General features: G+C 71.1%; 16 protein-coding genes and 1 pseudogene. 7 read left to right on the forward strand and 10 right to left on the reverse strand.

The features are described from left to right. Nucleotides 1-15: 15 nt before the first annotated feature. On the forward strand, nt 16-261 hold the full coding sequence (locus ABNF97_RS09490) for a hypothetical protein (protein ID WP_349338296.1): 246 nt from the start codon (nt 16-18) through the stop codon (nt 259-261). A gap of 60 nt (nt 262-321) precedes the next feature. Here the strand turns inward: ABNF97_RS09490 and ABNF97_RS09495 are convergent, their stop codons facing one another. The 9 genes from ABNF97_RS09495 to ABNF97_RS09535 form a co-directional block, all read right to left on the reverse strand. Then, nucleotides 322-2,421 (reverse strand): hypothetical protein, encoded by a 2,100-nt coding sequence (locus ABNF97_RS09495; protein ID WP_349338297.1) that lies wholly within the window; start codon nt 2,419-2,421, stop codon nt 322-324. Nucleotides 2,422-2,501: 80 nt separating this feature from the next. Continuing rightward, nucleotides 2,502-3,077, reverse strand: a complete 576-nt coding sequence (locus ABNF97_RS09500) for a hypothetical protein (RefSeq protein WP_349338298.1) — start codon at nt 3,075-3,077, stop codon at nt 2,502-2,504. A 776-nt stretch (nt 3,078-3,853) separates the two neighbouring features. After that, entirely contained in the window at nt 3,854-4,075 is a 222-nt protein-coding gene (locus ABNF97_RS09505) for a hypothetical protein (RefSeq protein WP_349338299.1), read from the reverse strand. Further along, nucleotides 4,075-4,980 carry a hypothetical protein gene (locus ABNF97_RS09510; RefSeq protein ID WP_349338300.1) on the reverse strand — a complete coding sequence of 302 codons (906 nt, stop codon included), beginning with the start codon at nt 4,978-4,980 and terminating at the stop codon, nt 4,075-4,077. Before ABNF97_RS09510 ends, ABNF97_RS09505 begins: the two co-directional genes overlap by 1 nt. Beyond that, nucleotides 4,977-5,156: a hypothetical protein gene (locus tag ABNF97_RS09515; protein WP_349338301.1), complete on the reverse strand. Its 180-nt coding sequence runs from the start codon at nt 5,154-5,156 to the stop codon at nt 4,977-4,979. Before ABNF97_RS09515 ends, ABNF97_RS09510 begins: the two co-directional genes overlap by 4 nt. Then, on the reverse strand, nt 5,153-5,305 hold the full coding sequence (locus ABNF97_RS09520) for a hypothetical protein (protein ID WP_349338302.1): 153 nt from the start codon (nt 5,303-5,305) through the stop codon (nt 5,153-5,155). The genes ABNF97_RS09515 and ABNF97_RS09520 overlap by 4 nt, the downstream gene beginning before the upstream one ends. Next, nucleotides 5,302-6,171: a sigma-70 family RNA polymerase sigma factor gene (locus tag ABNF97_RS09525; protein ID WP_349338303.1), complete on the reverse strand. Its 870-nt coding sequence runs from the start codon at nt 6,169-6,171 to the stop codon at nt 5,302-5,304. Before ABNF97_RS09525 ends, ABNF97_RS09520 begins: the two co-directional genes overlap by 4 nt. After that, nucleotides 6,171-6,614 carry a hypothetical protein gene (locus tag ABNF97_RS09530; protein ID WP_349338304.1) on the reverse strand — a complete coding sequence of 148 codons (444 nt, stop codon included), beginning with the start codon at nt 6,612-6,614 and terminating at the stop codon, nt 6,171-6,173. The genes ABNF97_RS09525 and ABNF97_RS09530 overlap by 1 nt, the downstream gene beginning before the upstream one ends. Continuing rightward, complete coding sequence (locus ABNF97_RS09535) at nt 6,614-6,973, reverse strand: hypothetical protein (protein ID WP_349338305.1); 360 nt, start codon at nt 6,971-6,973, stop codon at nt 6,614-6,616. Before ABNF97_RS09535 ends, ABNF97_RS09530 begins: the two co-directional genes overlap by 1 nt. A 128-nt stretch (nt 6,974-7,101) precedes the next feature. Here ABNF97_RS09535 and ABNF97_RS09540 point away from each other — a divergent pair. From ABNF97_RS09540 to ABNF97_RS09565, 6 genes and pseudogenes are all read left to right on the forward strand, one after another. Then, a pseudogene (locus tag ABNF97_RS09540) lies at nt 7,102-7,659 on the forward strand (solute carrier family 23 protein); the annotation flags it as partial. A 110-nt stretch (nt 7,660-7,769) separates the two neighbouring features. Next, nucleotides 7,770-8,219 carry a MarR family transcriptional regulator gene (locus ABNF97_RS09545; protein ID WP_207230445.1) on the forward strand — a complete coding sequence of 150 codons (450 nt, stop codon included), beginning with the start codon at nt 7,770-7,772 and terminating at the stop codon, nt 8,217-8,219. 103 nt (nt 8,220-8,322) lie between these two features. After that, nucleotides 8,323-9,609: an MFS transporter gene (locus ABNF97_RS09550; protein WP_130461725.1), complete on the forward strand. Its 1,287-nt coding sequence runs from the start codon at nt 8,323-8,325 to the stop codon at nt 9,607-9,609. A gap of 102 nt (nt 9,610-9,711) precedes the next feature. Beyond that, the gene (locus ABNF97_RS09555) at nt 9,712-10,587 is read left to right on the forward strand and encodes a maleylpyruvate isomerase N-terminal domain-containing protein (RefSeq protein ID WP_207230446.1); all 876 of its coding nucleotides are present in this window, start codon (nt 9,712-9,714) and stop codon (nt 10,585-10,587) included. A 59-nt stretch (nt 10,588-10,646) separates the two neighbouring features. Next, nucleotides 10,647-11,156 carry a hypothetical protein gene (locus tag ABNF97_RS09560; RefSeq protein WP_130461727.1) on the forward strand — a complete coding sequence of 170 codons (510 nt, stop codon included), beginning with the start codon at nt 10,647-10,649 and terminating at the stop codon, nt 11,154-11,156. A 39-nt stretch (nt 11,157-11,195) separates the two neighbouring features. Continuing rightward, on the forward strand, nt 11,196-11,846 hold the full coding sequence (locus ABNF97_RS09565) for a 2'-5' RNA ligase family protein (RefSeq protein WP_349338306.1): 651 nt from the start codon (nt 11,196-11,198) through the stop codon (nt 11,844-11,846). A gap of 74 nt (nt 11,847-11,920) precedes the next feature. On the opposite strand, the gene sepH is transcribed toward ABNF97_RS09565, so the two are convergent. Beyond that, a complete protein-coding gene (gene sepH, locus ABNF97_RS09570; RefSeq protein WP_130461729.1) occupies nt 11,921-12,991 on the reverse strand; it encodes a septation protein SepH in 1,071 nt (356 codons plus the stop codon). Nucleotides 12,992-13,139 lie beyond the last annotated feature (148 nt).

Genomic DNA, 13,139 nt, shown 5'->3' on the forward strand with positions numbered 1-13,139 from the left:
TGCGATGGTGGAGACATGGACAGCGACGACGTCATCGCAGCCCGGTACACCCGGCGTGCACGCGACGCCGCCAACTTTGCCATCCGGCTCGGCGCCGACCCGGACGCGGTACGCGACGCCATTGAGGAGGGCATCGCCGACGCGGTACGCGCCCAAGCCCGGATAGCCGCCGCCGAGCAGCCGGCCGCCGAACTGCCCCGGCCGAAGTTCGTACCGAAGCCGGGCAGCGCCATCGAAAGGTTCCTCAACGCCGTCGGCTGACCCGAGACACGGAAGAACCCCCCGGCCCGGTGTGGGCACGGGGGGTTCTTCACGTTCCGGCTACTCCCTGTCCAGCTCGTACCTGTTGCCTTCCTGCCGCACCTCGCCGCCCGGCTTCGCCATCGACTTCAGCAGATCGTGAACCCGCTGGTACGACACCTCAACACCCCGCCCGCCGATCTGCGCATGGACCTGCGATGCGGTCATCATGTCCGGGTACCCGTCGCGCAGCACCAGCTTGATCCATTCGCGGGCGCTCTCCGGCTGCTGGTCCCCGCCGTCCTGCTCGGCGTTCATCTGGGGGGCGGGCGGAGCGAGCGTTCCGACCGAGGTCACCTCGGCCCGCGCACGCTGCCGCTCCAACGTCACCCCGGTACCGAGCAGGAACCTCTCCGTCGCACTCCCGATCGGCGCCACAGTCGGCCGCTCCAACGCGGGCGGCACGGCCGGCCGGTCATTCTCCGGCGGCTCCTCGCCGCGCAACTCGGCCAGCATCGCCGCCTTCCGCTTCCACCGGTTGTCGTACACCAGCCCGGCCCGAAGATCCGCGAACACCGGATGCCGCCGAAACTCCGGGAAGTCCGACGGGTCCCGGCCGCCGAGCACATCCTGAGGCCGGATCCCGGCCGCCACCCGCTTGCCCCGGTCGTCGAGATCCGGGCGCAGGTGCGCGGTAGCGATGGCGTGCCGCTCGATGCTGGCGATATCGACATCCACCGTCCGGGCCAGAACCGGCCGGTAGTCGACCTTCGTCCGGTACACGTACGCCGACCCCTTGTGCAGCAGCCGGGCACGGCCCGGGTTCACCCCGAGGACGTGATCGTATTCGCCTTCCTCGTCCATACGGAGACACAGCCGGAGCGAGGCCACGCTACGCAGCCCCTTCCCGAGCAGGTCACCAGTTCCGCGCAGCACCGACATGATGACCCGGCCGCCCTGGGCTCGGCCGATCTGCGCCAGCCGGGCGATGCCCTCGTCCACGATGGTGGCGATGAGGCCCGCCATTTGCCGCAGCTCGCCGCCCTCGTCGGTGATGACCAGAATCAGAGGAAGCTTCGCGTCGACCGGCAGCACCGTCGTGTTCGCCGCCCGCATCCGGGACATGGCCTCGTTGCTGGTCTTCCGGTCCTTCACGACCGCAGTCGCGACGGCGACCAGGGCGGCACCCTCGTACTCGTCCTCGGCCACCCAGTCAACCGTTGGCTTCGACGCCTCGCCGCGTGCCCACGGACCTATCCACGGGCCGGCGACACCGCCGCCGTTCGGGTCCACAATCCAGATCAGGGCATCCACACAGCGGGCCATCCGCATGATGACCCGGTGCAGAAACGTCGTCTTGCCCGACCCGGTGGTCCCGCCGACCACCATCGAGTCTTCCCGCAGCGACACGTTCAACTTCTCACCCCGGGCGGTCGTCGCGATGTCGAACTCGTCATAGATCGACACCCCGTCGGTTGGTTCCGAGATCCGGCGGCCGTCACCGGCCAGGCAGTCCCGGAGCATGACGTCGAGGATCGCCGCGCCCTGGTGCGGCCCGTCCAGAACACGGACGACACAGCCGGCGGGAAGCCGACGAGCACCCGCGATCTTGTCTGTCTGGGCTGCCAGATCCTTGACCGTCATCCCCTCCGGCAGGTCGACGTGGACCTGCTGGCCGGCGGTCCGGTCCGGCCACGGCGTCACGGCGGCAACCCGGAGCTGGGACCACTCCCAGTCGTCCTCAGCCTCACCCCTCTTCTTCTTCGTCTTGGTGAGACGCTGAAGCATCGCCTCCCACTCCCGGACCGCCGACGGACGCCGGTCGACGTCCGGCAGATTCGGGATCGGGTCGACAATCACCCGGTTCCGGGCGACCGCGAACTCCAACGCCGCGAACAACGCCCCGACAGCACCGAGGGCGACAGCCGCCCACTGATACGCGCCGCTCTTGGACGCGTACGCCACCCACACGGACCCGGCCAGCACCACGGCGGACCGGTGAACGGACGCCCACGGCTTGTCCATGGCAAACGACGCGACCACCGCCGCCGGCACACCGATCACCGGCCCGGCAACCAGCGAGATCCACCACTCCAACGGCACAACCCGGACGACCACCACCAGCAGCACGGCCAGCAGCATCCACATCGGCACCCACACCGCGCCGCTTCGACTCCGCATCACCCAACCCCCTTCATTCCTGGCAACGAACCCGGCAGGGGGTGTCCCGCAGCGTGTACACCACGGGACACCCCAGCGGGTCAGGTGTCCTGCTCAGCCGACGTGACGTCGGCCCGCTTCTCCCGCGCCCGGCCGCCACGCTCACCAGCCAGCCGCGCCTCATCCACCTCGTGATCCCGGCCGTACCGGTCCGCCAGCGCCGACGACCGGTCCGCCAGCGACCGCAGCCGGTTCGCCCGCTCCTCGTCCTCCTCGCGGATCTTCCGCAGCTCGGCCGCGATCACCTCGGCCTCCGACGTCAACGCCTTGCTCGCCGGAAGGTCGTTCTCGCCCTGGTCGGCGAGCCTCTTCATCCCCGTCGCGATTGCCTCCACAATGTCGCCCTGCTGCCGGGCGGCCGTCGCCAACTCGTCGATCGACGGGGCGACCGTCTTCAGGTTCCGACCCCACCGCTGAAGGCTGGCGTCGTCCTCGTGTCGAATTCCCACCGTTGTCTCCTTTCCTTGCTGCTGCTTCGGTGCGGGCTTTTCCGGCACCTGTTCCGGATCGGCCGGGGTTGGGTTGGTGGCCTTCTCCGGCTTCGCTTTTCTGCTGTCGTCGCGCTTCTTTTCCTCGTGCCGCTTCTCGTTGAATCCGTCGCGGAAGTCGTCCCACATGCCGCGCTTCTTCCGACCCGGCTTCTGTCCGCCGGACGGGGAACCGCCCGACCGTGACGCGTCACCGGACGGCTTCTTGCCGGGTCGGCCCTTGCCGCCGAACGGCCACCGCTTCGCCGGACGCGACCGTGATGCGTCACCCGGGCCGCCGGGCTTCCGCCGTGACGCATCACCGGACCCGGCCGGCTTCCGTGACGCACCCGGCCGCTTGCCCCGCAGTGCGTCAAACAGGCCCGGCTTCTTCCGCGATCCGTCACCACGCGTACGTGACGCACCCCCGGGGTTGAGGAGACGACTCAGCGGGTTTCGTGACGCACCGGCCGGCCGCCTCTGTGACGCACCCCCGGGCGATCCACCGGACCGGGATGACGCACCCGGCCGACGTGACGCACCCAGCAGCCGGTCGAGAAGGCCGCCCTTCCCCCGACGGCGCCACGCCAGCAGCGCCGCGAACACGATCACGGCCGCCACGGCGTTGATGACCGCCCACCACAGCCAGCCGACGGCCGCCCACAGCACCAGCTCCAGGACGAGCAGGAGCATGACGGCGGTCGCGAGGACGGGCGGGTCGAGGAGCGGGTTCGGCTTCTTCCCCCGCCGGGTCCCGGCACCCTTCCCGGTCACGCTCTGTCGACTCTCAAGGGGTTGAGAAGTCAAGGGGTTGATGCCGGGGGAAGATGCCGCTTCCCGCCCCCTGGGGGACCCCTGCGGGCTGTTCTCAAGGGGTTGACGGGGTTGAACCGTCAAGGGGTTGAGGTTACTCATCGTGACCGCCCTCAGTAGTAGTCGACCCAGTCGGCGGACGCGGCGTCCGGTGAGCAGTCGGCGTGGACGCCCTCCCCGTTCTCGACACAGAACAGGTACGACACACCAGCGGCGATGACGTCGCCGCAGTCGGCGCACACCGTCTCGTCCTCACACGACCCGCAGATGTCCTGGTCACCGTGCTCGGAGGCATCGCAGTAGGTTCGCGAGTCAACCCAGTGGTAGACGACCATCACGCCTCCACCTGGCTGTCGTCGGCCCGGTGGCGCCGCACGGCCCGCTGTACCTGCTGCTCGTTGAGGCCGACCTTGTGGGCGGCGGCACGGGCCGACATGCCCTCGACCACGACCATCCGCAGCGCCTGGTCGAGCCGTTCGTTCTTGCCCGGCTTCGGACCCCGGCGCGTCTTCACCGGCTCCGGCTGACGCGTCACCTCCGCACCGTCCGACCGGTCATCGGGCGATACGTCGGTGTCGCTGATCCGATGCGTCACCGTCCGCCTGGCGGGGTGCGTCAACGCCGGGTACGTCAGGCGTGCGTCACTGGCCGGCAGGGCGGGCACGTCGTGACGCGTCACCTCCGGCATCGGGTGACGCATGGCCGGTGCGTCGAACGGGTCGCCGAGTGACGCATCGGCGTGCACCGGCAGGGATGCGTCACGAGCCGGCTCGGCGAGCGACCACGGATCGAACGACGCGTCACGTACGTCAACGTCCGTCGCGTCGGTGTCTGGCATTCCAGACACGGGCTCGGCGGTCAGCGTTTTCGTCTTCTTCGCCCGAGATTTGGTGCCGAGAGCATGCGCCCGCCACGCCACGATCGGCGGAACACATGAGATTGCAATCACCAATCCCCACGGCACCTGTTCTTCGCCGGTGATGTAGAGCGGGAGCAAGTGAACGGCAACCTGACAGCCGATCATCAACGCCAACCCGGCGAGGACGTCCAACGTGCGGTGGCGTAGGAATGCCGCCGCCGAATACACATCAATCGAGATCGGGAACAGAACTGCCATCCATTCGCCGTAGTGCGCCATCCGCGCCAGGTCGTACTCACCCTTTGCGGTGAGCGCCACGGCGGCGACCAGTGCCGGCCAGCGCAGGTGCCGGGCGATGAAGTTCGGTTCCTCCTCGGTCACGACTTGTCTCCAGTTCCGGCGGGAAGTTCGGCGTGGACGTACACCCGGACCGTTCCGGGATCGGCCACGCTCGTGTTCTGGTAGTGGCGGGACACCGACCAGACGACGAACAGCCGCTTCACCAGGTCGACGGCCGCGTTCACCTCGGCCGGGGTCCCGTACAGGCGCAGCTTCACAGCGCACCCCCGAAGGCGAGTAGGAGCGTGTCGGTGAGCGGGTCGTACGCCTCCCCGGCCTGCCACGGGTCGACAGGCAGGGGAGGGCGGACGACGCCGGGCCGGTGCTGGCCGACGTACCGGCCCGGCCGGCGGAACAGGCGGCTCATGCCGTCCGCTCCGCCAGCTCGACACGCGCAACCACCCGGGCGCGGTTGAGATGCTGCGACACCATCTTCTGAGTCAGACCGGTCCGGGCGGCAACCGTCGCAAGCGGCAACTCGTCCACGTACCGCAGCCACACCACCTCACGAGTCCGGGGCGGCAGCTTCGCCAGCAGACGCACCTGCGTGCGCAGCGCCTCCGCCTCCGGGTCGCTGACGTACTTCTCCCGCCACTCCGGGCCGTTCCAGTTCTTGTGCACCTTCATCGCCGTGTAGAGCAGCTGGTGGACCGCGTGCCGACTCTTGCCGGTCGCCTCCATCACCTGCTCAATCGAGAGACCCTGAACGCAGTGCAACTCGACCGCGCGGCGGACCTCCGGGGACAGGGTGGACAGCGCCCGGCGGACCCGATCCGCAACCTCCGGGTCCGCCATGCACGGGCCGCCGGTCGGCTCCGTCTGCCGGTCCTCAACCCGCTCGATGTGCTCACCGAGCAGGGCCGGGCACTGGCGGGCACGGGCCGCCCGCGCCGCGACCAGCTTCCACTTCGCGGTGGCGACCAGCCAACCGACCGGGCTGCCGTGGCCGTCCAACATCGTCGGGTCCGAGAGGAGGTGCAGGATCGCGTCCTGCACGGCATCTTCGGCATCGGCCCAACTGCCGCACAGACGCACGAGGGTGTAGACGGCGTGCCGTCGGTGGTCGCGGACCAACATTTCGATCCGCTGCTCACGGACGAGGGCGTCGAAGTCGACGCGGGGCGCGGCCGGCTTGCCGGCACGGCTCCGCTGGGTCGGCATCTTGGGGCGGCGGGCCGCCGCCGGGGCCGAAGCCCCGACAGCCACCCGACCCCGCACAGGGGCGATCGTCATCACACACCGGCCTCGCTGGCCGCAACCACACGACCGAAGTCAACGGCGGCGGCATCCAACTCGGCCCGCAACTCCCGCGACCGCTCCGGTCCCGGCCGCTGCCGGTCGTACTTCCGCACGATCGCGTCGACCCGGGCGCACAACGCCACGTCGTCGGCCAGCCGGTCCGCGTCGTCGACCGCGTTCGCGTCGTGGACACCGTCGCCGTAGCCGATCCAGTAGGCGCGCTGCACCTCGATGCTCGCGTGGCCGATCCGGTTCGACAGGTAGCGGAGGAAGTCGACGACGGCTGCGCTCACGTCCTGCTGCGGCACCGCCACCAGGTGGCGGCCGTCGCCCCGGTCGTCGATCTGGTCCACGCGCATGGTCGACGGGTTGACGGTGGGGAACTGGCCGGCCCGGGGCTCGTCGGGTGTGGCGGCAGTCTGCACGGTGGCGGCCATCAGCGGGTCACCTCCGCCTGCTCGGCATCGGTCTGGTTGATGTAGCAGCGGGCCGCCCGCCACTGCGTCGGGCCGTCCCCGACGTTGCCGAAGGCGGTGTAGGAGAAGTCGCCGGAGTAGTTACGGATGCTGGCGGCGGGTACGCCGAAGAATGCGGCCCACCGGTCGACGCCGGCCCGGTCGTCCTTGTCGAGGGTGACCGAGATCCCGCCGTTGTCGAAGCTGACGGAGGCGGGGATCGGCAGGCCGGTCATGGTGCCGGCGAGGAGCAGCCCGTACAGGTGGGCGCGCTCGGGGGAGTTCTGTCCGGTCGGCGGTGCGGTGTTGTTGCCCGTGGTGGGCTTCGTGGAAGATGACACCGGGTTCGTTCCTCTCGTGTGCTGACGAGTGGTGCGGGTCAAGTCGTGCCGGGGGAAGGAGTGCCTGCTCCGGACCCCGGGGCGCACCTCCTAGCTACTCGGAGCTACTAGGCGCATGTCGACTTGTCTTCTTCGACACCATGGGCACGATGGTGGCGGTCGGCCAGGAGGGCGGGCTGCTGGACGAGCGGAAGATGCCGCCGCGTACCCGGGAGATCCTGCTGGTGGACTCGATCGCCGCGGCGGCCGGCGGTGCGGCGAGTACGTCGAGCAACACGGCGTACATCGAGAGTGCCGCCGGGGTCGCGGAGGGTGCCCGGACCGGTGCGGCCAACCTGGTCACCGGCGGGTTGTTCCTGCTGGCGATGTTCCTCGCCCCGCTGGTCGTGGTGGTGCCCTTCGAGGCGGCCTCCGTGGCGCTGGTGATCGTCGGGTTCCTGATGATGACCGCGGTGAAGACCATCGACTGGAACGACTACGAGATCGCCATCCCGGCGTTCCTGACCATCGTGCTGATGCCGTTCACCTACTCGATCTCGAACGGCATCGGGGCCGGGGTGATCAGCTTCGTGCTGGTGAAGGTTGCCCGGGGCAGGGCCCGGGAGGTGCACCCCCTGCTCTACGGGGTGGCCGGGCTCTTCGTGGTCTACTTCCTGCGTGGTCCGATCGAGACCCTGCTGTTCTAACCTGTGCCCAACGGCTACCGGGGGTCGCGGCAGCGGGTCGGGCGGGGGCGCCGGTGACAGTGGTCATAATCGGTGGTCGTTAGCCAAGCTCATTAGTTATGCTAACGATCGTGACGGAGTGGACGGTGATGGCGAAGCAGATGCCACCGGCGCAGCTCGCGACGTTACTGCGCGACGCGATCACCAGACTCAACCGACGGGTGCGGCAGACCCGGCCGGTCGGCGACCTCACGGGGACCCAGCTCTCCGCACTGACCAGCCTGGAGCTGGGCGGCGCGCTGACCCCCCGCGAGCTGGCCGACACCGAACGGGTGCAGCCGCCGACGATGACCAAGATCGTCGCAAAGCTGGAGGAGCGCGGCCTCGTGCAGCGCACCCCCCATCCGACCGACGGTCGACAGGTCATCCTCTCGACCACCGACACCGGCCGCGAGATGCTCGCCCAGTTCGACCGGGCCCGCAGCCGGTGGCTGGCCGTCCGGCTCGCCGAGCTGACCCCGGAGGAACGCGACGCGCTCCAGCGTGCCGCGGAGATCCTGCAGAAGGTGGCGCGCGACTGACCGCCGCAAACCAACGGGTCCGCTTCGTCCGCTAGGACTTCCGGCGCAAGGTCGCCAACCGGAGGTCGGGATCACGCGTACGACCCGAGGAGGCGCACCCCGAGTGCGGGCAAAGCTGAGCACCACGTTCCAGTCCCTGACGATCCGCAACTACCGGCTCTTCGTCACCGGTCAGTTGATCAAGCTGATCGGCGTGTGGATGATGTTCACCACGCAGGACTGGCTCGTCCTGGATCTCTCGAACAACTCGGCCTCCGCGCTCGGCGTGGTGGTCGCGCTGCAGTTCACCCCGGTGCTGCTGCTCACCCTGCTCTCCGGCCGCCTCGCCGACCGGTACGACAAGCGCCTGCTGCTGGTCATCGCCAACGCCACCTGGAGCGTGCTGGCGCTCGGCATGAGCGCGCTGGTGCTCACCGGCGTCGTGCAGCTCTGGCACGTCTTCGTCTTCGCCGCCCTGCTCGGGGTGGCGAACGCGGTCGAGACCCCGGTACGCCAGTCCTTCGTCTCCGAGCTCGTCGGCACCTCGCTGCTGCCCAACGCGCTGGCGCTCTCCTCCGCCACGTTCAACTCCGCCCGGATCGTCGGCCCGGCGGTGGCCGGGGTGGCGATCGCCCTCTTCGACGTCGGCCCGGTCTTCCTGGTCAGTGCGGTCAGCTCGATCGCCCCGGTGATCTGCGTGGTGATGATGCGCGTCGCCGAGCTGCACCGCGAGGAGTTGCCGCCGCTCGCCGAGCGGGCCTCCGCCCGGGTGATCGACGGCCTCCGGTACGTCGCCCGCCGGTCCGACCTGGTGCTGCCGATGGTGCTGATGTCGGTGATGGGGCTGGCGCTGTTCAACTTCCAGCTCACCCTCTCGGCGCTGGCCAAGACCACCTTCCACACCGGGGCCGCCTCGTTCGGCCTGTTCACCACCGCGCTCGCGGTGGGTTCCCTGGTCGGGGCGCTGGCCGGCAGCGGGCGGCGCAGCCGGCCGTCGGTGTGGGTGGTGCTGGGTTCGGCCGTGGCGACCGGCGTCTGCGGCACGCTGGTCGGGCTGGCTCCGGCGTACTGGCTGGTGGTGGCGTTGCTGCCGCTGACCGGGTTCTTCACGGTCTTCTTCGCCCAGGCGTCCAACCAGCGGGTGCAGCTCGGGGTCGACGCGGCGTTCCGGGGCCGGGTGATGGCGCTCTGGGTACTGGTGTTCCTCGGCACCAACCCGGTCGGCGCCCCGATCGTCGGCTGGATCGCCGAGCGCTACGGTGCCGGCGCGAGCATCTGGATCGGCGGCCTGATCTCGCTGGCCACCGCCGGTGCGGCGCTGATCTGGCAGTTGCACCGCACCAATACCCGGCTCCGGCTGCGCATCCTGCCGCTGCCGCGCTTCTACGTGGTGCACCCCGTCGACACCTGAGGCACGCCGCGGAGGTCTGCCGGGCGCCGCGGCGGGTGACGTCGATGCGCGCGGCGCCCTGCGGGCATCGGGCCCCTCTGGTTAGCTGGCCTCATGCTGCGCGTGCGACTTCTGGAGTGCCTGGCCGCCGACCAGGCCCGGCTGCGACAGGTGGCGTCCGCCGATCTGGCCGCCACGGTGCCGAGCTGTCCGGACTGGACCGTCGCCGACCTGGTCCGGCACGTCGCCCTGGTCTACCTGCACAAGGTGGAGTGCATGCGGACCGGCCGGATTCCGTCGTCGTGGCCGCCGGACCTGTCCGGCGAGGAGCCGCTGGCGCTGCTCGACCGGGCCTGTCTCGCGCTGCGCGCCGAGTTCGACAGCCGGGACCCGGCCGCGCTCGCCCCCACCTGGTACGACCCGGACCAGACCGTCGGCTTCTGGCTTCGGCGGATGGCGCAGGAGACGGTCATCCACCGGGTGGACGCGGAGCTGGCGACCGCCCAGCCCGTGACGGAGATCCCCGGTGATCTCGCCGCCGACGGCATCGACGAGGTGCTGCGGCTCTTCCTGGGATACGGCACCCGGCGGTGGCCCGAGGAGTTCACCGACGTTCTCCCCGATCCCGCCGTCCAGGTCCGGGCCACCGCCGGCCCGGCGAGCTGGCTGGTCCGACTCGGTCCGGAGGGTGCGACGGTCGCGTCCGGCCGAGCGGCGTCCGGCCGGCTCCCGACGCCGCGGTACGCCGCCCCGGACCAGGCACCGGTCATGCGGTCGACAGGTGTCGGCGGCGACCGCTCGGCGGCGACCGCCGACGAGGCGTCCGGGACGGGGGACGAGCCGCCGACCGAGGTCGAGCCGGCGGCGACGGTCAGCGCGAGTGCGGACCGGCTGCTGCTCTGGCTCTGGCGGCGCTCCGCCGCCGACGCCGTCAGCTGGGCTGGCGACCGGGCGGCGGTCGACCGGCTGCGCCTGGCCCTTGCCCCGGCTACCCGATGAATGCTCCTGATTGCAAAACCGGTGGCGGGCCCGGTTGACGCCGGTTAGCGTCGGAGGACATGGCCATCGTGCATGCTTTCGCGCTGCCGCTGGCCCTTCTTGCCGTAGCCTGCCTGCCGGTCGCCGTGGCCGCCCTGATCTGCGCCGACGAGCTGATCGGCAACTTCGTCCGCTGGTCCGTCGACCGCCGGGACAGCCGCCGGTCACGCCAGACGCTGAGCCGCCTAGACCGGGCGTTCGAAGTGGACGTGCCCGCCCGGGAGGTCGAGATCACCGAGTTCGACCAGCCGGGCCATCCGGCGATCGAGCGGATCGCCGCCGACCTGCGCCGGCTGGGCGACCAGCGGCTCGGCCTCGCCGGGCGGTCCCGGCTCTGGCAGGACGCGGTGCTGGAGGCGTACGACGACCGGCTGCGCCTGGCCAGCCGATGCCTGGGTGTGCCGGAACACCTCGCCGATCTCGACGGGATGGACCTGGAGATCGAGCGGGTACGCGTCGAGGGCGAGTTGCAGGCCGCCGGTCTGGTCCTGCCGTCCCCGCACGCCGGGCCGCGCCAGAGCAGCGGTTGAGCCGCCGACCGGCGTCCCGATGCCCGGAGCGGGGTTGAGATGCGGCTCTTCGTGGCCGTCTACCCGCCGCCCGAGGCACTGGACGACATCGTCGCGCAGACCCGCCGGCTCCGGATCGGGGCGGCGGCCGACGCCGGGATCAACGTACGGCTGGCCGCCCGGTCGAACCTGCACGTGACGGTCGCGTTTCTCGGTGAGGTGCCGGACGACCGGCTCCCGGCCGTGGCGGAGGCGCTTTCCCGGGCCGTCGCGCTGTGGCACCACCCACCGGTCCGGCGCCGCCGCTCGGCCGAACGCCGGCCTGCTCCGGTCGAGCGGGTCGGGGAGCCGCAGTGCGCGCGGCAGCGGGCGCCTCGGCTTCAGTTCGGCGGTGGTGGGCGGTTCGGGCGGGGACGGTTCACCGTGCTCTGGGTGGGGCTGCTCGGCGAGGTCGACGCCCTGCGCCGGCTGGCCGCGACGGTCCGCCGGGAGCTGCGCCGGTCCAAGGTCCCGTTCGACGTCCGACCGCTGCGACCGCACCTGACCCTGGCCCGCCCCGGCGACCGGCTGGACCGGGACAGTCTCGACGAGGACCTGCGCACCCTCGACGGGTACCTCGGACCGTCCTGGCCGGCGACCGAGTTGGTGCTGGTACGCAGCCACCTCGGCCCCCGGCCGACGTACGACCGGCTCGCGACCTGGCCGTTGTAGCGACCCTGTCCGGAGGAGGCCGAGCCGGGCCAGCCCCGGGAGCGAGTGGATCGACAGGCAGGCCCGGCGGGCGGTCAGGACGTTTCGCGGGCGGCGGGGCCGCTGCCGAAAAGGACGTCGTCCCAGCTCGGCAGGCGCTTGCGCGGCTTGCCGGAGGCGTCACCGGACTCGCCGGAGCCGGCCGCGGCGGCGCGGCGCGGCCGGAGCACCGCCAGCGACGGCACCGCCGGGACCTCCTTCGGGGCGTCGGCGTCGTCGTCGAACGCGGAACCGGAGCCGCCGCCGAGCAGCGCGGCGGCACCGCCGGAGACCGGACGCTGTCGGGGCGCGTCCGGCGACGCCATCGACGCGGCCGGGTCGAGGCCGCGACCGGCGGTCGAGCCGAGTGGCCGGTCGAGCCCGGCGAGCAACGCGTCCCGGCCGGCCCGGATCGGATCGCGGCCGGGCCGGGCGTGGTCGCTGGCTGCCGCCGGCAGGCCGTGCCCGCCACGACTCGGCTCCACCCGGGACGGACCGGGCAGGGCGTGGCCGCCGCGTTCCGGCGCGGGCTCCTGGCCGAGCAGCGGTGCGGGGCGCTCGGCGCAGAGGTACTGCGCCATGTCGTCGTGCGGGGTCACCGCCTGGCGGGCCTTGTCGAGATCCCAGATCGCCTGGGCGGTCGCCTTGCCCGAGGGCCAGGTCGCGATGATCCGCCAGGTGCCGTCGTCGCGCCGGTAGGCGTCCCAGGAGATCTTCTCGGTGTCGATCCCGTGCTGGGAGAGCCGGCCGTCGACGATCTCGGCGAGCGGCGCCTGGTTCTCCGCGTTCTTCAGCCGGGTCCGCCGGGCGTGCTGGGCGAGCATCGCCCGCTCCTGGAGCACCGGCCCGGCGTAGCGCAGCACCCGGTCGACCGGAACCCCGGCGATCCGGGCCACGTCCTCGGCGGACTCGCCGGAGCGGATCCGGGCCTGGATGTCCCGTGGCGACAGCGAGGGTGCCGGCTCGGTGCCGGAACCGGCCGCGACCAGTGGTGCGCTGCCGGGCTCGCTGTGCAGGACGGTCGCGACCCGCTCGTCGATCGGCAGCGCGAGAAGACGGCCCACCTCGTCGGTGAGCACCATAGCTTGGCCGTCCTCGGAGAGGGCGACGAAGCGTACTGGCCGCATCGCGTTGCCTCCGTCCCGCCTCGCTGGCCCCACGCCACAGGTCAGACACCCGGGCGTCCTCGTCACACGGTACGCTGCTCCGTCACCCGTTGGGGAGAGGCGCGCCCGCATGTCGCGGGTGAGCTGCACGAATTGATCACTCGGGTCG

It is taken from the genome of Plantactinospora sp. B6F1, assembly GCF_040120695.1.
GTDB lineage: Bacteria > Actinomycetota > Actinomycetes > Mycobacteriales > Micromonosporaceae > Plantactinospora.

Coding starts and splice junctions, on each gene's coding strand:
- ABNF97_RS09490 (WP_349338296.1), top strand. CDS start 16: ATGGACAGCGACGACGTCATCGCAGCCCGGTACACCCGGCGTGCACGC.
- ABNF97_RS09525 (WP_349338303.1), bottom strand. CDS start 6,171: ATGACGATCGCCCCTGTGCGGGGTCGGGTGGCTGTCGGGGCTTCGGCC.
- sepH (WP_130461729.1), bottom strand. CDS start 12,991: ATGCGGCCAGTACGCTTCGTCGCCCTCTCCGAGGACGGCCAAGCTATG.
- ABNF97_RS09520 (WP_349338302.1), bottom strand. CDS start 5,305: ATGAGCCGCCTGTTCCGCCGGCCGGGCCGGTACGTCGGCCAGCACCGG.
- ABNF97_RS09505 (WP_349338299.1), bottom strand. CDS start 4,075: ATGGTCGTCTACCACTGGGTTGACTCGCGAACCTACTGCGATGCCTCC.
- ABNF97_RS09495 (WP_349338297.1), bottom strand. CDS start 2,421: ATGCGGAGTCGAAGCGGCGCGGTGTGGGTGCCGATGTGGATGCTGCTG.
- ABNF97_RS09560 (WP_130461727.1), top strand. CDS start 10,647: ATGGCCATCGTGCATGCTTTCGCGCTGCCGCTGGCCCTTCTTGCCGTA.
- ABNF97_RS09565 (WP_349338306.1), top strand. CDS start 11,196: ATGCGGCTCTTCGTGGCCGTCTACCCGCCGCCCGAGGCACTGGACGAC.
- ABNF97_RS09500 (WP_349338298.1), bottom strand. CDS start 3,077: ATGTGGGACGACTTCCGCGACGGATTCAACGAGAAGCGGCACGAGGAA.
- ABNF97_RS09530 (WP_349338304.1), bottom strand. CDS start 6,614: ATGGCCGCCACCGTGCAGACTGCCGCCACACCCGACGAGCCCCGGGCC.